At 50.3% G+C, this 21597-nt stretch carries 20 protein-coding genes; 8 read left to right on the top strand and 12 right to left on the bottom strand.

Features of this window, described 5'->3' with window-relative positions; all coding sequences use genetic code 11:
* Positions 1-551: 551 nt before the first annotated feature.
* A complete protein-coding gene (locus tag IE054_RS16550) occupies positions 552-1604 on the bottom strand; it encodes a CDP-glycerol glycerophosphotransferase family protein (protein WP_189408265.1) in 1053 nt (350 codons plus the stop codon).
* 69 nt (positions 1605-1673) lie between these two features.
* Here IE054_RS16550 and IE054_RS16555 point away from each other — a divergent pair, with 69 nt between their 5' ends.
* Entirely contained in the window at positions 1674-2219 is a 546-nt protein-coding gene (locus IE054_RS16555; RefSeq protein ID WP_189408267.1) for a gamma carbonic anhydrase family protein, read from the top strand.
* 74 nt (positions 2220-2293) lie between these two features.
* Here IE054_RS16555 and aroE read toward each other — a convergent pair whose 3' ends face one another.
* Positions 2294-3106: a shikimate dehydrogenase gene (gene aroE / locus IE054_RS16560; RefSeq protein ID WP_189408269.1), complete on the bottom strand. Its 813-nt coding sequence runs from the start codon at positions 3104-3106 to the stop codon at positions 2294-2296.
* Between aroE and IE054_RS16565 the strand changes: the two genes are divergently transcribed.
* Positions 3105-3545: a group II truncated hemoglobin gene (locus tag IE054_RS16565; protein WP_189408271.1), complete on the top strand. Its 441-nt coding sequence runs from the start codon at positions 3105-3107 to the stop codon at positions 3543-3545. The two genes, aroE and IE054_RS16565, sit on opposite strands and share 2 nt — an antisense overlap.
* A gap of 28 nt (positions 3546-3573) precedes the next feature.
* On the opposite strand, the gene IE054_RS16570 is transcribed toward IE054_RS16565, so the two are convergent.
* The 7 genes from IE054_RS16570 to IE054_RS16600 form a co-directional block, all read right to left on the bottom strand.
* Complete coding sequence (locus IE054_RS16570) at positions 3574-4245, bottom strand: OmpW family outer membrane protein (RefSeq protein WP_189408273.1); 672 nt, start codon at positions 4243-4245, stop codon at positions 3574-3576.
* A gap of 229 nt (positions 4246-4474) precedes the next feature.
* Positions 4475-5410 (bottom strand): oxygen-dependent coproporphyrinogen oxidase, encoded by a 936-nt coding sequence (hemF, locus tag IE054_RS16575; protein ID WP_189408274.1) that lies wholly within the window; start codon positions 5408-5410, stop codon positions 4475-4477.
* Between the two features lie 3 nt (positions 5411-5413).
* Positions 5414-5995 (bottom strand): L-threonylcarbamoyladenylate synthase type 1 TsaC, encoded by a 582-nt coding sequence (gene tsaC / locus IE054_RS16580; protein WP_189408276.1) that lies wholly within the window; start codon positions 5993-5995, stop codon positions 5414-5416.
* Positions 5996-6007: 12 nt separating this feature from the next.
* On the bottom strand, positions 6008-6556 hold the full coding sequence (locus IE054_RS16585; protein WP_189408278.1) for a DNA topoisomerase family protein: 549 nt from the start codon (positions 6554-6556) through the stop codon (positions 6008-6010).
* A 37-nt stretch (positions 6557-6593) separates the two neighbouring features.
* The gene (locus IE054_RS16590) at positions 6594-7070 is read right to left on the bottom strand and encodes a DUF494 family protein (RefSeq protein ID WP_189408280.1); all 477 of its coding nucleotides are present in this window, start codon (positions 7068-7070) and stop codon (positions 6594-6596) included.
* Between the two features lies 1 nt (position 7071).
* Positions 7072-8160, bottom strand: a complete 1089-nt coding sequence (dprA, locus tag IE054_RS16595; RefSeq protein ID WP_189408282.1) for a DNA-processing protein DprA — start codon at positions 8158-8160, stop codon at positions 7072-7074.
* 29 nt (positions 8161-8189) lie between these two features.
* Entirely contained in the window at positions 8190-9266 is a 1077-nt protein-coding gene (locus IE054_RS16600) for a LysM peptidoglycan-binding domain-containing protein (RefSeq protein ID WP_189408284.1), read from the bottom strand.
* Between the two features lie 213 nt (positions 9267-9479).
* On the opposite strand from IE054_RS16600, the gene def reads away from it, so the two are divergent.
* From def to trkA, 4 genes are read left to right on the top strand one after another with little or no spacing between them, the layout of a single operon-like run.
* Positions 9480-9989 (top strand): peptide deformylase, encoded by a 510-nt coding sequence (gene def, locus IE054_RS16605; protein ID WP_189408286.1) that lies wholly within the window; start codon positions 9480-9482, stop codon positions 9987-9989.
* A gap of 17 nt (positions 9990-10006) precedes the next feature.
* Complete coding sequence (gene fmt, locus IE054_RS16610) at positions 10007-10963, top strand: methionyl-tRNA formyltransferase (RefSeq protein ID WP_189408287.1); 957 nt, start codon at positions 10007-10009, stop codon at positions 10961-10963.
* Positions 10950-12281: a 16S rRNA (cytosine(967)-C(5))-methyltransferase RsmB gene (rsmB, locus tag IE054_RS16615; protein ID WP_189408289.1), complete on the top strand. Its 1332-nt coding sequence runs from the start codon at positions 10950-10952 to the stop codon at positions 12279-12281. The genes fmt and rsmB overlap by 14 nt, the downstream gene beginning before the upstream one ends.
* 19 nt (positions 12282-12300) lie before the next feature.
* A complete protein-coding gene (trkA, locus tag IE054_RS16620; RefSeq protein ID WP_189408291.1) occupies positions 12301-13680 on the top strand; it encodes a Trk system potassium transporter TrkA in 1380 nt (459 codons plus the stop codon).
* 206 nt (positions 13681-13886) lie between these two features.
* On the opposite strand, the gene IE054_RS16625 is transcribed toward trkA, so the two are convergent.
* Positions 13887-15338 (bottom strand): TrkH family potassium uptake protein, encoded by a 1452-nt coding sequence (locus IE054_RS16625; protein WP_189408293.1) that lies wholly within the window; start codon positions 15336-15338, stop codon positions 13887-13889.
* Positions 15339-15514: 176 nt separating this feature from the next.
* Positions 15515-16168 (bottom strand): isoprenoid biosynthesis glyoxalase ElbB, encoded by a 654-nt coding sequence (elbB, locus tag IE054_RS16630; protein ID WP_189408294.1) that lies wholly within the window; start codon positions 16166-16168, stop codon positions 15515-15517.
* A gap of 405 nt (positions 16169-16573) precedes the next feature.
* Here elbB and polA point away from each other — a divergent pair, with 405 nt between their 5' ends.
* Positions 16574-19327: a DNA polymerase I gene (polA, locus tag IE054_RS16635; RefSeq protein ID WP_189408296.1), complete on the top strand. Its 2754-nt coding sequence runs from the start codon at positions 16574-16576 to the stop codon at positions 19325-19327.
* A 427-nt stretch (positions 19328-19754) separates the two neighbouring features.
* On the opposite strand, the gene yihA is transcribed toward polA, so the two are convergent.
* Positions 19755-20366, bottom strand: coding sequence for a ribosome biogenesis GTP-binding protein YihA/YsxC (gene yihA, locus IE054_RS16640; RefSeq protein ID WP_189408298.1), 612 nt, complete (start codon positions 20364-20366; stop codon positions 19755-19757).
* Positions 20367-20539: 173 nt separating this feature from the next.
* Between yihA and IE054_RS16645 the strand changes: the two genes are divergently transcribed.
* Complete coding sequence (locus IE054_RS16645; protein WP_189408299.1) at positions 20540-21163, top strand: c-type cytochrome; 624 nt, start codon at positions 20540-20542, stop codon at positions 21161-21163.
* Positions 21164-21597 lie beyond the last annotated feature (434 nt).

Genomic DNA, 21597 nt, shown 5'->3' on the forward strand with positions numbered 1-21597 from the left:
GAGCCATGATCAAACTCTTCAATTAAATATATCGAAAAACTTTTATGAATCGTCGGTTGACACTCTTAACGAGTGCCCACACAGATTGTCTTGTCTAAATTTTTAAAGAACATTTTGACAACCGGCTTTGCCGATTGGCACGCTCCTGAGCTTATTCAATAAGCTTGTCGAGCTTTCTGCTTCAGGTGTTAGCCCCGAAGCGGGATGCGCATTCTACGCTTTTCGCTATCTGTGTCAACAACTTTCTGAAAATTTCTTTTCTCTGCTGTTTTACGTTAGCGGCTTCGTTTTTCTGAGTTACTCAGTGTCCCGAAGCGAGGTGCGCATTGTACGCTGTTCGAATTTCCCGTCAACTATTTTTTGAAATTTATTTTCAATCAAGTTTTCTTGAAACCCTTGCTACACGTAACTTATACAGTTAGGAGTAACTAGCTTTGGTTGATAAGCTGTTTTGCTTTCCTGCCGAAGCGGATGCGCATTGTAGAGATTTAATCCTCACCGTCAACCGTTAATTTAAAAAAACTGTCATATTCCGTTTTGACCGCTTATTTTTAGTTCAACGCCCAGTATTTTAGCCTTTTTCGTAGTTTAAGTTTACGTATCAGGTTAACAGGCCTGGATTTAAGCTTACCCTGATAGTAGGTAACAAAATCATCTACGGCGTCAAGGACGCGCGCACTGTTATGCCCGTCTCTGTAAGCTTCGTGCTTTGCAGTAAACTGACGAATGTTATTCATTAAACTATCAGGCCGCGATAGCCCCTTCTCAATGCCAGCCTCAATATCTGTTAACGCTGTTACATTAAGTAAGTGCGGCCCAGGATTTGTATTGCGATATGTAACTACCGGTTTATCGAGCAACATGAACTCCAGAATTATGGAAGAACTGTCTGACAGCATCACGTCTGCCTGCCGAAAGTTTTCCATTCTGACATTGTCTTCAAAGTGGACATGTTCATATTTGTCTGCCAGTGCGCGGTATCGGGAAAGCAGTGACGCATCGTTGATTTTAGGATGAAACGTTAATACCCAGTTCCATGGTTTGGTTTTAACCAGCTTTTCGATAGTGTCATAGATCACCGGCGCGGAACTTATGCCCTTGCTGAAGGTAGTCGCATACAATACCGTTGGGTTATCACTACTGACGCTTTCACTATTGTCTGTGAAAAAAGGATCGACTTTACACCAGCCAGTCTCATAAACCTTAAAATGTCCGTGCTCTTGTTCGAGACGCTTAAAGTGAGTCGTGCTGGAACTTCCCTGCGTACAGTACATGTCAAACCAACCACGTATTGCAAAGTGATCATCCGTTTTACTACTTTTCTCACCGCGTTTGGCAATAGGGTAGCCATGAAATACTGACACTTTAACGCCCGGGAAAAAGTCATAAATCATATTGCCAGGTGTAAATACTGCCAGCGGATTAAACTGCTTCACTTCATCAAAGGAACGCAAGCGTCTTTCATCTGGCTGAAGCAGGTCGGCACAGCCACTCTCCAGGAACCAGGCGACGTCACCTCCACGTTTTCTTATTTCCTCCTGTAACGGCCGCAAAATAGAAAATGCATAAGGTAAAGAGGCAAATAAAAGATAGCGTTTAGACACTCAAACTTCCTTAATGATGATAAAATCGGCGTATTGTACCAACGTTTGAATGAAAGTGAGATAGTGCCAATGACTCAAACACTAAGTACTTTTAAAGGTGTCATGCCTACCATTGCCGACGGCTGCTACGTTGCAGATTCAGCCCGGTTAGTCGGTGATCTGCATTTAGGTAATGACAGCAGTGTATGGCATATGGTTGCAGCTCGTGGAGATGTGAATCATATTCGTATTGGGCAACGCACCAACGTGCAGGACGGCACCATATTGCACGTCACCCGACGCTCGGAGTCAAACCCAGGCGGATTCCCATTGATTATAGGTGATGATGTGACCATCGGTCACAAATGCATGTTGCATGGCTGCACACTGGGTAACCGTATTCTGGTTGGCATGGGGGCCATTATCATGGACGGCGTGGTCGTCGAAGATGATGTCTTTATTGGTGCGGGGACTCTTGTACCACCAAACAAGATACTGGAGAGCGGCTATCTGTACGTAGGTAACCCCATGCAGAAAAAACGCCCGCTAAAGGACAGTGAACGTGCGTTTTTAACACAGTCGGCGATCAATTATGTTGAATTAAAGAACGATTACCTTGAAGAAGGGCAACGCTAATACAATGACCAGATGACGATGAACAGCGCAACCCGGCACTCGTCGAAGCGCACTGTCGCATCTTCTGTGGTTAATCACTGGCTAAGCCTTGCTCTCAAACGCTCTTTCACATCAAAGGTCGCCGGATTGCATCCGGTCCAGATATGAAACGCAGCTGCGGCCTGCTCAACCAGCATGCCTAAACCGTCCGCCTGGTTTTCAGCACCGTATTCACACGCGTACTTCATAAAGGACGTCGGCTGGCTTGCATATACCATGTCATAGGCCATTTCACAGCGGGTAAAAAGTGTAGGGGCAACGCCCTGTGGTAACTCATGGTGCAAGCTGGCTGACGTGGAATTAATAATAAGTTGCCCGCCGGCCTGATCCGGCGACGCTACCTGTACGCGTGTATCGGCCACTTCATCCACCAGCGCCTGCGCCTTTGCGAGGGTTCTGTTAATGATGGCGACCTTCTCCACCCCTGCGTTGAGCAACGGCATGATGACTCCCCTCGCCGCGCCGCCGGCTCCTAGCAGCGACACCTGCTTACCCTGCAGAGATATATCCAGTGCTGCAAGGTCACGGACCAGACCCATGCCATCTGTATTATAACCGAAGTACTTACCGTCTACTTTCATTAAAGTGTTTAAGGCTCTGGCGACGCAGGCCGCATCATCTTTCACATCAGCCATAACAAAAGCCCGGGTTTTAAACGGCACCGTGACATTGCAGCCCACTGCGTTGGGGTCGTCAAAAAATCCCCGTACTTCGTCTTCGAACGTATCTTCCCCGGCACAGATGCGTGAGTATTGAATGTCCTGATCACAGCTTTCGGCGAACATCTGATGAATATCCGGTGATAGACTGTGTGCAATCGGGTTTCCAAAAACGGCAAATTTCTTCATGGGACTACTTTCATTATTTCGTAAAAAAACAGCGCCCTACGCCAATACGCCCTATCAGAAGCTAGGCGGTGATGAGGCTGTAAGACAGTTAGCAAACCAGTTTTACGATATCATGAGTACTGACCCTGCGGTAGCAGACCTGTATGCCATGCATCCGAAGCCTTTAGATAGCATTCGACATACGTTTTATCTGTATTTGTCGATGTGGCTGGGCGGACCAAAAACCTACGTTGAGCAGCGGGGGCACCCTCGTCTTCGCGCACGGCATCTTTCTTTTACGGTGACACCGGCGCTAAAAGAGCAATGGATGTATTGTATGCGAAAGGCCATGTTTGCCAGCGTGAGCGACCTGGCGCTGGCACACGCGCTGCTGGCCGATTTGGATGCACTGGCGACGCATATGATAAACAGCGAAAACAATGAAGATGCTCCCGGCTAAGCGGGCCGGGAGCATGTTTTAGGTTTACTTAAAAGGTGTAGCCGACTGAAATAGTGTACACCCAGGGGTCAATTTCAATATCCGCTATGCGGCCATCGGCACCGCCCACGTCAAAACTGGCTTCTGTATCAATATCAATCCAGCGCACTGACGCATTCACATGCCAGGTCTTATTCACCATATAGTCCATTCCGACCTGCGCAGACAAGCCTGCAGAATTATCCAGCGACAAATCACTCAAGCCGGCGTCACGGTTGGCACCGGTAAACTCTTCGTCGTAAATAAAGGTATAGTTTAGCCCTGCCCCCACATAAGGCTGAAAGGCGGATGAAGGATCATTGAAGTAGTAATTAACGCTCAGCGTAGGTGGCAGATGGGTCACCTCACCAACTTTATTACCTGTTCCCAGCGGATCATTCACTGAAAAATTCACATCGTGAGTGAACGGCGTTGCAGCCAGTAGCTCAACATTGATGTTGTCCGTCAGGAAATACGCAATATTCAGCCCAAGCTGAGTATTCTTGTCAATGGTAAGTGCAACGCCCAGATCCGCCCCACCGGCAAAGATATTCGAGGTGCTCTCATCCGGAGCCACGGTGGTGGCACCAGCACGCACTAAAATGTCGCCAGCCTGATGGCTGAACGTAAAAGGGCTAAAGACTGCAGCGCTAATAGCAAGAGCAAGTAATTGTTTTTTCATGTCGTATCTCGTCGTTCCAAGGTTGATGGCTCACACCATACCGGGCGGCAAAAACGAGATATTGATCTAAAACAACAACGCCGGAATGAACGACCTTGCCCTATCGCTGGGCTTGATCCATGTCAACCTAATGCGCCAATCAACTGCGTACGCGTTACTTACGCTTTTAACTGGCGTCAGTTTACACGCTGACAACTGACGCTATTGTGGCAACATTTTAGTATCGGTATTACCAGTCAGTAGGCTTTAGGTAGTCTGTCAGCTTAGCCTCGGCACTTCCCGGCGCGGGCTGATAATCGTATTCCCAGCGAGCCAGCGGTGGCATCGACATAAGAATAGACTCAGTGCGGCCACCGGTTTGCAATCCGAAAAGGGTGCCTCGGTCATAAACCAGATTGAACTCAACATAGCGGCCACGGCGATATAACTGAAAGTGTCGTTCACGGTCGGAGTAAGTCATGCCTTTGCGTTTTTCTACTATGGGCACGTACGCATCCATAAATCCGTTGCCTACTGCCTGCATAAAGGCAAATGAGCGTTCGAACCCCCAGCCGTTGAGATCATCAAAAAACAAACCACCGACACCGCGGGTTTCCTGACGATGCTTCAGGTAAAAATAATCATCACACCACTTTTTATACAGTGGATAAACATCGTCTCCGTATGGCGCACACAATGATTTTGCGACCTGATGCCAGTGCGCGACATCTTCTTTGAATGGATAAAACGGGGTGAGATCAAAGCCTCCGCCGAACCACCAGATAGGTTTATGGCCCGGCTTTTCAGCAATGAAAAAGCGCACATTGGCGTGTGACGTGGGTACATAAGGGTTATGCGGATGAATGACCAGCGACACCCCCATAGCCTGAAAACTCCGGCCAGCAAGCTCGGGACGCGATGCCGTGGCGGAGGCTGGCATCGCGCTGCCGTGTACATGAGAGAAATTCACGCCCCCCTGCTCTATTACCGCGCCCTGCTTAAGCACGCGTGAGCGACCACCGCCGCCTTCTTCCCGCGTCCAGCTGTCCTCCACAAAGTGGCCTGTGCCATCGGCGAGCTCCAGTGTCTGGCAAATATTATCCTGCAGGCTAAGCAAGTACGTCTTTACCTGCTCGATTGCAACCTCTGTATCAATTTCTGTCAGTGCCTTGCCGTCTGCCGCCATTTCTTACTCCCTGATCATTGCGCCGGTATTACCATCACGGATGACGCTCGGCTTCGAATTGCCACCTACCTCGCCCGGCACATAGGTCACTGCGTCGGCAAACATGGCTTTGGCATCATCGATAGTAAGTGCCGGCGGCTGACCTGTCAGATTCGCGCTGGTAGAGACCAGCGGTTTACCCACCCGCTCGCATATATCGCGCACGACAGGATGACCGGTAACACGCACTGCCACAGTCGGGTGCCCGCCCGTTATCCAGTCAGGCGCCCGCGATGATTTAGGGAGCAACCAGGTATTGGCGCCTGGCCAGCTGGAAAAGATCTCGGTGCGCTTGTCCATACGTATGGCATCGTCATTGACGTATGGCAGTAGTTGCGAGTAAGTCCCTGCGATAAGGATCAGGCCTTTCTCGACGACGCGCTTTTTAAGGGCGAGCAGTTGCATCACGGCTTCTTCATTGTCGGGATCACAACCCAGCCCCATGACAGCTTCGGTAGGATAAACCAGCAGCTCACCGGCAAAAAAGCCATCCACCAGCGGATCGGTTTGTCCGGCGTTTACAACGTGCGGCGTGTCATCATGCATGACGGAGATTCTCTATTCTGATTGCTTATAATCGCATTCCGGCTGTGGACAGTGCAGTGCCCCTTTCTTTTTAATCAGCACAGACCACCCGCATGCCGGACACGGTGATTCGACGGGCGGGAAATTTAGCACATATCGGCAGTGCGGATAATGGTCGCATGCAAAAAACTGCTTTCCATATTTGTTAGTGCGTGAGACCAGCTTGCCGGTCTGGCACTTGGGGCAGGTAACGGCCGTTTCTTCCTGAGGCTTAAGCGGAGCAATATAGTGGCAGTCGGGAAACCCCGTACAGCCAATGAACATACCGTAGCGCCCTTTTTTAATCGCCAGCGCTGATGCGCACTCGGGACAGTGCGTACCGTCGATGGTTTTGAGCAGCGTGGTCTGGGTATCGTGCAGGGGCTTGACAAACGTGCAGGACGGGTACCCGCTGCACCCGACAAACGGGCCAGATTTACTGTGTTTAACATGCAACGGTTTACCGCATTCCGGGCAATCGCCCATGCTGTGTTCCAGCGCATGCTCATTGGCACTGAATAACGAGTGGTCGATTTTTGACATCAGTCAGCAGGCGATACAGAGATAGCGCTACTGCACATTAGTGCAACGTTCCGTCAGCTTCGTCAAATAACAAATCTTCCATTTGCGCGTAGGCATTTTCTTTACCTGGTACATTAAACAGGACCATCAGTACTACCCATTTCAGGTCTTCCAGGCAAAATTCTGAGGAGTCGATTTCCATGACGCGGTCAATAACCATCTCACGGGTGGAGGCATCCAGCACCCCTACCTGCTCGAGAAACAGCAAAAAGCCCCGGCATTCAACATCCAGACGCATTTGCTCTTCATGCGTATAAATACGACTTAAACTTGAGTTAATGCCCTTACAAAAGTAGGGCTTGATATCTGTTTCCTGCAACGCAGCCAGCTTTTCAAGCCAGGCCAGTGCTTTATAAATTTCATCATGATGGAAACCGGCACGCACTAACTCGTCGGTCAGTTCGTCCTGATCGACACGAATTTCAGTTTCACTGTGTATGAAATTTTCAAACAGATACATGAGGATGTCGAACATGTTATTTCCCCCTCAATTTAACGTAACCACCAGGGACAGCGGCTACCCAACCACGCAACTCGTATTCTAATAGTGCTGCCATAACTTCATTAACTGGCAAGGCGTTGCGTTCGGCTATAACGTCAATAGCAGTGACGTCAAAATTCACACTAGCTAATAATTTGTCGGTTGCCAAGCAGTTTACCTCACTTTTTTCTTCAATGACTGCACGGTCAATCCCCGCCAGACTGGGAGCAAGCGCGTCTAAAATATCGTCGGAGGATGTTACCAGTGCCGCCCCCTGCTTAATGAGGTGGTGGCAACCGCTGGCATACGAGTGATGAATACTTCCCGGTATCGCAAAAACCTCTCTTCCCAGATCTGCGGCCAGATTCGCGGTTATCAAGGTGCCACTCTTAATTGTTGCCTCAACCACCAGCGTGCCTAAACTCAGCGCCGCAATGATCCGGTTGCGGCGCGGAAAATGATAGCGGCGGGGTCCGATACCGGGAAAGAACTCACTGATCACTGCCCCGTCATTGTCGATAATTTTTTCATAGAGCGACTGGTTGCGAAGCGGATATACCCGGTCGGGCCCAGTGCCCATTACCGCTACCGTCATGCCTGCGCTGAGCGCGCCCTCATGCGCAGCCGCATCGATACCTGTCGCCAGGCCACTGGTGACGACAATACCCGCACTACTGAGCGCTCTGGCTATTTCTGTGGCTGTGCTTTTTCCGGCATGAGACGCGCGCCGGCTACCAACAATGGCCAGCTGTGGCAGTTGCAGAGCGCCTGTATGACCGGCAACAAACAGTACCAGAGGTGGATGAGCAAGCGTCTTCAGTAAAGGTGGGTAGTTCTCATCGTCAATACATAAAAGACTGTGCTTAGTACACTGCGCCAGCCATTGCTCCGTGCGAGCCAGCCAGGTGGTATTGATAGTACCAAACAGGCGTCTTAGCGTGTCTGATTCATTGGCTCCGGTTCTTAGCAGTTGCTCGACCGTTCCAAAGTGTTCGACCTGGGTAAGCCAGTTTCCGGGTGCAACCCCGGCAATACTGGCCAGACTGAGCCACGCGCGGGCGCGACCGTTGAGTTGATGTAACATGCCGTCGCTCCCTGCTAACGGCACAACGGTTATGGCGCGGCGACGATGGCTCCGCGTTTAACCAGTTCACTGGCTTTCGTGATAATGCCGTAACTTACATTGGAAAATGTTTTAAATACCACAAGCTCGCCAATTTTCATGGCAGGCTGTTTTACCGTAGAGCCATCATCAAAGACGCTCTTTACCACACCGGAATCATTGGCATACTTTGGTTTTTCACCATCGATAATATCCGGCCCCTGAACATATATACCCATTACGGTGCCAGGCTCCAGCTGTCGCTTGCCAATATCGACAATCACCACATCATGCTTACCCAGTAACGTATGCTGATGCAGGTTACCGACCACATGGCCGCGCTGACGTTCAGCAGCCTGAAGCGTCAGATCCTGTTTCATATCCGCCGCTGCAGCGTAAAGACGATCGCCCCGGCGCGCTTCCTGATTTGAGTCTTCGACTTTAACCAGCCATTGCGAGATTTTGCGATCCTCGACCATTTTGGCATCGGCGATATGGTAAGCCTGAACGCCCAGCTCATTGCCGTTCATATCGATAATAGTAGCCTGCTTGCGCACCACCCGATACTGATCGTTAGCCCGGCCTTGCTTGCGACTCAGTACAATGTCGTCAGTAACAAACTGTGAGGTACCGGCATGATTGCCCAGCAAATGCGGGAGGTTGTCGTATGCTTCTCCCTCAAAAAACACATGTTGCTGTAAATACGGTTTGAGTGTTTCCCAGGACAGTGTTTCGATAGGCCGCGCTTTCACTTCACGGCGCATCCCCGGCGCCAGTGTCATCTTTTTCTTATCCGCATCCTGCGTGCGCTCGACACTAAGTACTGGCTCACCGTCGACATACCTGATGGTCAGCACATCGCCTGGGTAAATGAGATGAGGATTCTGAATTTGTGTATTGGTGCGCCACAATTCCGGCCACAACCAGGGCTGTTCTAAAAACATATTCGCAATATCCCATAGCGTGTCATTTTTCTTCACGGTATAGGTTTGCGGCGCGTCCTCTTTTAGCGGTACAGCCTGAACGCTGCCCCACAGCAACGCCAGCGCGCTAATCACACCTATCAGTAATGCCTTATGGCTTGTCATAGTGGTCTCACTACCCGTTTCTACGGGCACCTTTTTGTTGAAATTTCAAGCAGTGCTACTATATCGGTAAATATAATGGAAACGACAGGACAGTTTGATTGTCTTTCTTTCCCACATATACGTTAGAATAGTAGTTAAAGCAGCACAATAAATAGTGCTGACAATTGGATCGTATACGAATTTATACACAGACCGAGATATAACGAGCAACAGATGGCATTATTAGAAGTTCTTAGTTTTCCTGACGAAAGACTACGCACCGTTGCAAAGCCGGTTGAATCGGTAAACGACGAAATTAAACAACTGGTCGCTGACATGTTTGAAACCATGCGCGAGGAAAATGGTATTGGCCTGGCTGCAACACAGGTTGATCGCCACGTGCAGGTTGTGGTTATGGACGTTTCCGCCGATCAGGATGAGCCACGTGTCTTTATTAATCCAAAGATCACGCAGTCTGAAGGCAGCACCATCAGTGAAGAAGGCTGTCTGTCGGTGCCCGGAAATTACGCAAAGGTTGAGCGTGCCGAGAAAGTGACCGTAGAAGCCCTGGATGAAAATGGCGAAACGTTTAGTTTAGATGCAGAAGACCTTCTGGCTATTTGTATTCAGCACGAGCTTGATCACCTGAAAGGCAAACTTTTCGTTGATTATCTGTCGCCACTGAAACGCCAGCGCATTCGCAAAAAGCTGGAGAAAGAAGCGCGTCTGGCTGCACGCGCGTAAGGACAACTAAACCACCTATGAATATCATTTTTGCCGGTACGCCGGATTTTGCTGCTGCCCACCTGGCTGCACTGCTTGATGCAGGACTTAATGTTATCGCGGCTTATACACAGCCTGACAGACCTGCAGGACGGGGTAAGAAACTCACACCAAGTCCGGTAAAAGAACTGGCGCAGGCACATAATATTCCGGTATATCAGCCAGCAAGCCTGAAAACAGACGATGCGCAGGCGCAACTGGCGGCGTTAAACGCGGATCTGATGGTCGTGGTTGCCTATGGCCTGATTTTACCCAAGCGTATTCTCGACACTCCTCGTCTGGGCTGTATAAATGTGCATGGCTCGCTGTTGCCTAAATGGCGGGGCGCAGCGCCTATTCAGCGTGCTATCTGGGCTGGCGATGAGGAAAGCGGCGTAACCATTATGCAGATGGATGAAGGTCTGGATACCGGTGATATGCTACACAAAGCCCGGCAGCCACTGGTCTTTGATGAGACCAGCGCCAGTTTGTATCAGAAGCTGGCTGAGCTGGGGCCGAAGGCACTGATAGAAGCACTGAACAACTTTGAGGCATTAACCGCAACGCCGCAGCAAGAAAATGCGGCAACCTACGCGAAAAAGCTTAGTAAACCCGAAGCGCGCATGGACTGGCAGCTATCGGCTGATCAGCTAGAGCGCAATATACGCGCCTTTAATCCGTGGCCAGTCGCCTGGTTTGAGATCAATGATACCCGTATCAAAGTATGGAGTGCCGAGGTCGTGACGGGTGAAGCCAACACAACACCAGGTACTATCCTTCGGGCAACCAAAAAAGGCATTGTGATTGCCACCGGCGATGGCCAGGCGCTATCTGTTACCTTACTGCAGTTACCCGGTAAAAAAGCCCTTAGCGCTGCGGATGTGTTAAATGCACGCGCAGACTGGTTCACGCCAGGGCGAATCATTGCCGGACCCGATGCTGATGAAAACAATTAAATTACCGGCAAAGCCAGGATTACGCAGCGACTGCGCGTGGGTGTTATTTCAGGTGCTGGAAAAAGGCCGTTCCGGGCGCGACAGTCTTGAGCAGGTGCAACAACGCCATAACCCACGGGATAATGCCTGGATCCAGGAAATGACCTTTGGTGTCCTGCGCCAGTTACCACTGTTGCAGTCGTGGCTGCGAACATTGCTTACCTCTCCGCTGAAAGGGGATAAGAAAATTATTGAGCACCTGTTGCTGCTGGGACTCTATCAACAGGCGTTTAGTCGGGTCGCCGGCCATGCGGCGGTGTCTGAGACGGTCAATGCAGCAGCTTCTCTGGGTGCGCCCCGGTTGAAAGGTCTGGTCAATGCGGTGCTGCGCAATTTCAGCCGCCAGGCGCTGGCAGAACAACCGGTCCGTGACCCTATCATTCAGAGCGGCTTGCCCAAGTGGTTGTATCAGGCAATAGATGCGGCCTATGGCGATAGCAGTCAGCAGGTCATTGAACAAACCAATCAGCCTGCGCCACTCTGGCTGCGGATAAACACGCGGCAGGTAAGCAAGGCTGCATTTACGGACCGTCTTGATGAGGCAGGTATTACCTACACCAGTCCGGGCAGTCATCCAGAGGCCATTATTTTAAATAAACGTCAGGATGTGACCGCCTTACCAGGCTTTGAACAGGGCTGGTTTGCGGTGCAGGATGGCGCTGCGCAACTGGCCGCCCATTATCTGGATGCCCAGCCCGGTGAAAGGGTACTGGATTGCTGCGCGGCCCCGGGTGGAAAAACCGGCCATATTGTTGAGCGTACACCTGACTTAGCGAGTTGTGTGGCACTGGATAGTGATGCGTCACGCATCAAGCGTACGACTGAAAATATGCAGCGACTGCAGCACAGTCAGGCGGTCAGCCTTGCCTGTGCCGATGCGGCTTTGCCTGCCGACTGGTGGGACGGTGAACCCTTTGACCGCATCTTGCTGGACGCGCCCTGCTCTGCCACCGGTGTAATACGCCGCCACCCCGATATTCGCTGGCTGCGAAAAGCTTCAGACATTGAACAACTGATGACAATCCAGGCAAAGTTACTGGACGCTTTGTGGCCACTACTCCGTCCCGGTGGCACCCTGTTATATGCTACCTGCTCGGTGTTACCGCGCGAGAACCAGCACCAGATTCGGGCATTTCTTGATACTCACACGGATGCGTCATTAGAGCCCGTGTCGAGCGGTGAGAGCCGCGCTCAGCCCGGCCGGCAGATACTGCCAGGTGAGCAACAAATGGATGGTTTCTACTATGCGAGGCTGGTAAAGTCAGCCAATAATCAATGACAAAGGGTCTGTCTGCACTATGAAGATCATTATTCTCGGCGCCGGTCAGGTTGGCGGCACACTGGCTGAAAACCTGGTTGGTGAGAAAAATGAAATTACCGTCATTGACGCAGATCCGACTATTCTTCGAGGGTTGCAGGACAGGCTTGATCTTCAGGTTGTGACCGGTGTCGGCTCTCACCCGGACGTTCTTAAAAAAGCCGGCGCTGATGACGCCGATATGCTGATTGCTGTAACCAACAGTGATGAGAGCAATATGCTGGCCTGCCAGGTTGCGTACAGCCTGTTTAAAACCCCTACCAAAATTGCCCGGGTTCGATCCGAACAGTACATCATCTATCAGGAACAACTGTATAAGCAGCAGGATATTCCGGTTGATCATATCATTGCCCCCGAACAACTGGTCACTAAAGCCATCAAGCGTCTGATTGACTATCCAGGTGCCCTGCAGGTGGTCGAGTTCGCTGAAGGCAAAGCCAGCCTGGTTGCAGTTAAAGCCTACTATGGCGGCCTGTTGGTGGGTCATGCTCTCTCCGCATTGAAAGATCATATGCCCAATGTAGAAACCCGGGTGGCTGCCATCTACCGTCGCGGCAGACCTATCCGCCCGCTGGGCACCACCGTAATAGAAGCCGATGACGAAGTGTTCTTTATTGCGGCAACCAAACATATCCGCGCCGTTATGAGCGAACTGCAAAAGCTGGAGTCGAGCTACAAGCGTATTATGATTGCCGGTGGTGGTCTTATAGGTGCGGGTCTTGCCAAGCGCCTGGAACATAAGCACAACGTCAAGTTAATTGAGAGCAGCCCTGAACGGGCCCAGTACCTTTCCGCACACCTTGATAACACCATTGTTTTTTCCGGCGACGCATCCGACTACGAATTATTGACGGAAGAAAGTGTTGATCAGGTCGATGCTTTTATCGCAGTCACGAATGATGATGAAGCCAATATCATGTCTGCCATGCTGGCAAAACGCATGGGCGCGCAAAAAGCCATGGTGCTTATCCAGCGTGGTGCTTATGTCGATTTGGTACAGGGCGGTGAGATTGATATTGCCTTCTCACCGCAACAGGCAACGATTTCTGCATTGCTCACACACATCCGTCGCGGCGACATCGTGAATGTGTACTCACTGCGTCGTGGCGCCGCAGAAGCCATTGAGGCCATTGCGCATGGTGACGAAAATACCTCAAAGGTCGTCGGCCGTCAGATAGGCAACATTAAATTACCACCCGGCACGACGATTGGCGCAGTTGTCCGAGACGATCAGGTCATCATTGCCCACAGTGACACTGTGATTGAAGCCAACGACCACGTGATCCTGTTTTTGGTCGACAAAAAGTACATTGGCGACGTGGAGAAACTCTTCCAGCCCAGCGCATTCTTTTTTGGATAATTTGTTCCAGGCAGCATTACGTCCGACGAAGAAAATTTACCAAACACCGCATGCTGGTCACCATTTTTCCGTGCGCACTGACGTCGTGAGAGAAAATGCATCTGAAACCTTTCGCCGCATGGATGCTGCGGCAGAGCGCTCAGGGAGCGGGTTGCCGCGTGTTTGACTGATACACCTTCTCACCCGGCTCCCGATTGCATGAGCAGCTAGCCACGCCAGAACGTTGGCGAGAAGAGTACCAGTAGTGAGAATATTTCCAGCCGCCCGAACAGCATGGCAACCACCAGCAGCCATTTGCCCACATCTGTGACACTGGCATAATTGCCGGCCACATCGCCGAGGCCCGGGCCCAGGTTGTTCATGGTGGCAGCGGTTGCGGTAAAGGCGGTGAGATTGTCCAGGCCGGTAGCAATCAGGCCAATCATAATGATCACAAAAACAATGGCATAGGCGGAGAAAAAGCCCCACACAGCTTCTACCACCCTGTCAGGCATAGCACGGTCGCCCAGCTTGACGGAATACACCGCCTTTGGATGCACCAGCCTGTCGATTTCTCGCTTACCTTGTAAAAATAACAAATAGACCCGTATGACTTTCAGGCCACCGCCGGTAGAACTGGCGCAGGCGCCAATGAAGCTTGCGAAGATAAGCATAATCGGCAGAAAGGTCGGCCAGGACGCGAAATCGGTTGTCGCAAAGCCAGCGGTGGTACTGATGGAGACGGCCTGGATCATGGCCTGATCGAGCGCCGCTTCGGCGTCAGTGTAGTAACCACTTAGCGTTAAAACCAGAAAGCAGGCCAGGATCAGCGTCGCCTGAATAACAAAAAACGCTTTGAACTCAGGATCGCCCAGGTAGGCCCGAAAGGAACGAGAGCTGACTGCCGCATAATGCAATGAAAAATTAAGCGCAGCGATCAGCAAAAATACTGTGCACACCACATTAACAACCGGGCTGTTAAAATGGCCCAGGCTGGCATCGTAGGTAGAAAATCCACCGATGGCGACCGTTGAGAAAGAGTGACAAATGGCGTCGAACCAGCCCATACCTGCCAGCCAGTAGGCCACTGTGCAGGCAACCGTTAATGACAGGTAGATATACCAGAGATGCTTCGCCGTGTCGGCAATACGCGGCGTCATTTTCGAGTCTTTGACCGGCCCCGGGATTTCTGCCCGGTATAGCTGCATGCCCCCAACGCCAAGAATAGGCAAAATTGCTACCGCCAATACGATGATCCCCATGCCACCCAGCCATTGCAGTTGCTGGCGATAAAACTGGACGGAATGTGGCAGGTACTCAATGCCCTGGATGACTGTTGCACCGGTCGTGGTCAGTCCTGAGAAAGCCTCGAAAAAAGAATCGGTGACCGTCATACTTGGCTGTTCAAGCAGCATAAACGGGATCGCAGCAAAGCTGGCCAGCACCGTCCAGAACAGCACAACAATCAGAAAGCCTTCCCGTGCACGCAAGTCACGCCGGTATTGCCGGTTTGGATACCACATGGCAACCCCGGTAAACACACACATCAGAAATGCCAGTGTAAACGGTAACCCGCTGCCATCCTGGTAAAACAGCGACACCAGTCCCGGTGGGATCATCGTTACGCTGAATAGCGCCACCAGCAGCCCTAAGATACGTACAATTGCACGGTAGTGCATGTTTTAACTAGCCTTTTTATTGTTATTACCGGCTTCGGGCATTACCAAATAAGTCTGCAGTCATCCGTTATGCAGCCTGCATGGCCGCAAACTTATTTGCTTATCCTCCGAAATACGGTGTCGTTTTGTGTACGAACATACCGGCGTTGTGTCCGGTATGCCGCACAGTCTACCGTTTATTTCATCGCCAGCACAGACTGAACCATTTTATTCAGTCCGGTATGGGCCTCAAGAATATCCTGAGCCAGCATATAGGCAGGTGTTGTGACCAGTTTGTGTTCGACATCCACCACCACATCATCAACCTGGCAGTCGACATGGGTTGCGCCCAGCGCATTGATGCCATTCGCCGTATTTTCATCGGTCCCAATGGTCAGTTTTACCCCTTTGTCATACACACAGGCCGCCAGTGCCGGTGCGATACACGCATATCCGGCGGGCTTTCTGGCTGCAGCAAAGGCTTTGCAGACACTCATGACATCGCTGTCGACCGAACAGTCGGGCCCGTCTACTGCAAATGTACACAAATTCTTGGCTGCACCAAAACCACCCGGCAGAATGAGTGCGTCAAAGTCTTCAGCCTTACACTCAGTTACTGGCTTGATGTCACCACGCGCTATGCGCGATGCCTCTACCAGCACATTGCGTGTTTCCCCTTCGGCGACATCGCCGGTTAGATGATTCACTACGTGCAGCTGCTCTTTATCCGGCGCAAAACAGGTATAGTCTGCGCCCTGTTGTCGAATGGCCAGCAGAGTCAGAACCGTCTCGTAGATCTCGGCACCGTCAAATACCCCACAACCACTCAAAATTACCGCTACTTTTTTCATAGGATCCTCCTATTGCTTGTATTCGTTGACTTATGCTTTTTTAAACACCAACAAATTTATCATCAACAAAAAAGTTATTATTTTTCTCTGTTGGAATTCGATTTGATTATGCTACATTAGCTGACCAACGTGGATACATGCTAATAATCTGTTAAAAAATTATCCACAGTGTCAGGGATTGGCAGTCCGCAGGTTCGAAGTCCGCAAGCATTCTCTACAAACCATATTTTTCCTAATTCAGAGGCTGATCATTCACTCGTTTTGATCGGCTCGATCGTATTGGCAAAAGAAAAAGATCACAAAGTTATCCACAAGTAAAGTGCGATCTGAGCGATCCTTGAGTGGCGAATCCCCCTACCCTATGGCATCCTTTCGCCTATCTCCTACCAGTAAAAGAAAAAGGTTATGTCGAATACTCCTCCATTCGTTCTTGTCGACGGATCCTCGTACCTGTTCAGAGCCTTTCACGGTCTGCCTCCGCTAACTAATTCTAAAGGAAAGGATACGGGGGCAATTTATGGTGTGATCAACATGCTCAAGAGTTTGATCAAGCAATACCACCCTACTCATATGGCGGTGGTCTTCGATGCCAAGGGCAAAACCTTCAGGGATGACATCTACGCCGAGTATAAGGCCAACCGTCCACCTATGCCCGCAGAGCTTAGCGAACAGATAGAACCATTACATGCGATCATTCGCGCCATGGGGATCCCAATTATTATCGAGCCAGGTGTAGAGGCAGACGACGTTATTGGCACCCTGTCGAAGCGCGCGACCGAAAAAGGCTACAAAACGCTAATCAGTACCGGCGATAAGGACATGGCGCAGCTGGTGGATGACAATGTAACGCTGATCAATACCATGACAAACCAGCTGATGGATGAGGCCATGGTAAAGGAAAAGTTTGGGATCCCACCTGAGCTGGTCATCGACTTTTTGGCATTAAAAGGCGACAAAGTTGACAATATTCCGGGCGTTCCCGGCGTCGGTGACAAAAGTGCCCAGGCGCTGCTCAATGGCATAGGTGGCATTGATGCGATATACGATAACCTGGACAAAATTGCCGATTTGTCTTTCCGTGGCGCCAAAACCATGGCCAAAAAGATGCAAGAGTATGAAGAGCAGGCACGTCTTTCCTACCAGCTGGCTACCATCAGCATTGATTTAGACCTTGATGATTACAGCGTTGAGACACTTTGCCCGTCGTCACCAGACAATGAAAAATTGCAGGCATTGTATGGTGAATACGAATTTAAGCGCTGGCATGCACAAGTCAGCGCCGAGGTAGACGGCGCAGGTACAGAAGAGAAAGAGGAAAGTGAAGCGGTATCTGAGATGACTATCGACCGCAGTCAGTATGTCACCATCACTGACGAAACGACACTTGATACCTGGCTTGAAAAGCTTGAGCAGTCAGAATTATTTGCTTTTGATACCGAAACAACCAGCCTGAATTATATGGATGCCGAAATTGTTGGCCTGTCATTCTGTATCGCACCTGGCGAAGCAGCCTATGTGCCGGTTGCCCACGATTATCCGGATGCACCGGAGCAGCTTGATCGGGAGCTGGTGCTGGAGAAGCTTAAGCCATTGCTCGAGTCTGCCTCGCACCTGAAAGTTGGCCAGCACCTGAAATACGACAATAATGTGCTGGCGAACTACGACATTCACCTTGCGGGAATTGCGTTTGACACCATGCTTGAATCGTACGCGTTAAACAGCACCGCCACGCGCCATGATATGGACTCGCTGGCGCTGGCGTACCTGAATCACAAAACAATTCATTTTGAAGATATTGCCGGCAAAGGCGCTAAGCAATTAACGTTTAATCAGATCGCTTTGGAAGAGGCTGCACCTTACGCGGCCGAAGATGCGGATATTACCCTGCGCCTGCATCAGGTACTGTGGGAAAAGCTGCAACAGGAGGCACCGCTTAAGTCACTGCTGACCGATATCGAAGTGCCGCTCTCCAGCGTGCTTGCCCGCATGGAACAGCGTGGAGTTCTGATTGACAGCCAGCGTCTTGCTCAGCAAAGTCAGGATCTGGCTGTACGTATTGCCGAACTGGAAAAGGAAGTACACGAAGAAGCCGGCGAGAGTTTTAATTTAGGGTCTACCAAACAACTGCAGCGTATTCTGTTTGAAAAAATGGAACTGCCGGTAATTAAAAAGACGCCGAAGGGCGCTCCGTCTACCTCTGAGGACGTACTGCAGGAGCTTGCGCTTGACTATTCCCTGCCCCATAAGATTATGGAATATCGGGGGCTGACGAAGCTCAAGAGCACCTACACCGACAAGCTGCCGAAGATGATCAATCATCGAACCGGCCGCGTGCATACGTCTTATCACCAGGCGGTCACCGCGACCGGGCGTTTGTCTTCAACCGATCCTAACCTGCAGAATATCCCAATTCGTAATGAAGAAGGCCGGCGGGTTCGTCAGGCCTTTGTCCCTAAGGAAGGGTTCCGGTTTGTCGCCGCCGACTATTCGCAGATTGAGTTAAGGATCATGGCGCACCTGTCTAAGGATAAAGGGCTGTTGTCGGCCTTCGAGGAAGGCAAGGACATTCACAGTGCTACCGCGTCTGAAGTCTTTGATATTGCTCTTGATGACGTGACTGCTGAGCAGCGACGCAGCGCCAAAGCCATTAATTTCGGTCTCATCTACGGTATGTCAGCATTTGGCCTTTCCAAACAGCTGAATATATCGCGCAACGATGCACAAAAATACATGGATTTGTATTTTGAACGTTATCCAGGTGTGCTCACCTATATGGACAGCACCCGGGAAAAAGCGAAGCAGGATGGCTATGTCGAAACGGTGTTTGGCCGTCGCCTTTACCTGCCTGACATAAAGGCCAGTAATGGTGCCCGCCGTAAAGGTGCAGAGCGTGCAGCCATTAATGCCCCCATGCAGGGTACCGCCGCCGATATAATAAAAATGGCAATGCTCAAGGTGGATGAATGGATCCAGAAAGAAGCGCCTGAAGATGTCTGTATGACAATGCAGGTGCATGACGAGCTGGTCTTTGAGATCCGCGAAGATAAGCTGGATAGCTACATAGAATCCATTACTGCACTGATGGAAAATGCGGCAACACTGTCGGTGCCATTACTGGTGGAAGCCGGCGTTGGCGATAACTGGGATGAAGCCCACTAAACCTTGCCACGAAGTATAACTATAATCTGCGAAGCCTGCCTTGCCACGATGCACGCCAGGCCTCGCTGAGCGAGCTGACAGTGTTCGCCACCTATATGTAATTTAATTACATAAGTGCTCAGCAAACACTATTTTGACGCATTATTACGTAAATAAATTACACTTTTTGCTTGCGCATCGTTGTAAATGGCGTTAATGTCGTGCCTGTAGGGTACAGAGGTGAGAACGCTGTTTTCAAACCTTTGCTTTAACCCCGACCATTGTCGGGGTTTTTTTATGTCTGAAATTCAGTAACAGCAATTATTTTTGTCTTTTTTTACTACGAGAGGGAACTTACCGGAAAGCGCGTACTCTTATCTACGGTTTTTATGTGTTTTCTCTCAGTCCTTTTAGCCCCATCCTTTGATGGGGCTTTTCTTTATCTGGCTTAGTCCCCGGCCTGCTCATCTAATTGCAGCCACTGCCTGAGTACGCCCTCAACCTCAGATAATCCCTGTTTATTCAGCGCTGAAAAAGTGTGCACCGTCACATCCCCGCAAAAGGCCAGCGCAGCTTCACGGGCCATGAGCAACTGCTGCTTGCGTTTGCCAGACTTGAGCTTATCGGATTTGGTGAGCAGCGCCAGAACTGGCAATTCCGCGTCTACCGCCCAGTGGATTAAATCCTGATCCAAATCTTTGAATGGGTGACGGATATCCATCAGCACCACCAGTCCGCGCAACGACTCGCGCTTTTGCAGGTATTCACCAAGGGCGATCTGCCATTTCTTTTTCATAGTTATCGGCACCTGTGCAAATCCATAGCCGGGTAAATCCACCAGGCGGCGGTGCTCATCTAGATCGAACACATTGATAAGCTGTGTTCGTCCCGGTGTTTTACTGGTTCGGGCCAGGTTCTTTTGGCGTGTCAGTGCGTTCAGGGCACTGGACTTACCCGCGTTAGAACGCCCGGCAAATGCGACTTCAATTCCCTCGTCCGCCATTAAATGACGAATATCCGGTGCACTGGTAGCAAATTTGGCATTGGTGAAATAGGACATGAAAGCCTCGTGAAAGTCGAATGTTTTACGATATCTGAACTGCAAACTGCGCAAAAACCCTGTATAACCGTACTTTAATCGTGGAATAGGTTTTTCTGACGCAGTAAATGTGTAAAATACGCATGATATCACGTATATCATGCGAGCCGTTGGATCCATTTAAGAGATTGATTATGAAAAAATTGTGTTTGTTGGTATGTATGTCACTGGGGTTGTCTGCAAATGTGATGGCGAAAGGTGATGCCGAAGCGGGTAAATCCAAGTCGTCTGTTTGTGCAGCTTGCCACGGACCTGATGGAAACAGTGCAATTGAAATGAATCCTAAATTAGCGGGTCAGCACGAAGGTTACCTGACCAAGCAACTGAAAGAATTCAAGCTGGCGTCAGAAACCGGTGGTGAAGAAGGCCGCAACAACGCTGTGATGAATGGTCAGGCCGCGCAGTTATCAGAACAGGACATGATGGATCTGGCGGCATACTTTGCCAGTCAGGATAAGATGTCCGGTGAAACGCCAGAAGAGTTTATCGAGCCCGGTAAAGCATTATACCAGGGTGGCGATCCAGAACGTGGTATTACCGCGTGTATTGCCTGCCATGGTCCAAAAGGTAATGGCATGGGCCTCGCCGGTTTCCCCGACATCAGTGGTCAGCATGCAGCATACACGGCAACTCAGTTGAAAGCGTTCCGGGATGGCAGCCGCCACAACGATATGAACGGCATGATGCGAGACATTGCGATGAAATTATCAGATAAAGATATCGAAATTTTGTCTAATTATGTCGCGGGCTTACATTAAAAGTACGCGCTGAACCATCCGCTTGTTAACAGATTGTAATAAAAATTGTTGTGTTTTAAATTTATTCGTGTATTCTACGCACATGCTTCAGGCCGCTACTTCTGCTTTCGGTCTGTAGATCACAAATAATAATAAGAAAGATAGGGACGAGTTAATAAAGCGTCAGGAAGACCCAGAACAATAAACTCGCTCTGCAAAAAACAACAATAAGGGGAGCACGGCTAGGGAAGCCACGTTGCACAGAGACGTGCACAATAACGGGAGAGGTGTCATCAGACACTCGTATATATGAGGTGATGGTCGCAAGATCATCACCTTTTTCTTTTTTCAGCGTCTATTTTCTTTCACCTATGTTGTCCTGCCCTTTATGCCACAGTACTGTAAACACACCGCCCTATTGCGAAGATAAGGCGCGTAGTTATTACCACTGCCAC

This window comes from Alteromonas halophila (assembly GCF_014651815.1).
Classification (GTDB): Bacteria; Pseudomonadota; Gammaproteobacteria; order Enterobacterales; family Alteromonadaceae; genus Alteromonas; species Alteromonas halophila.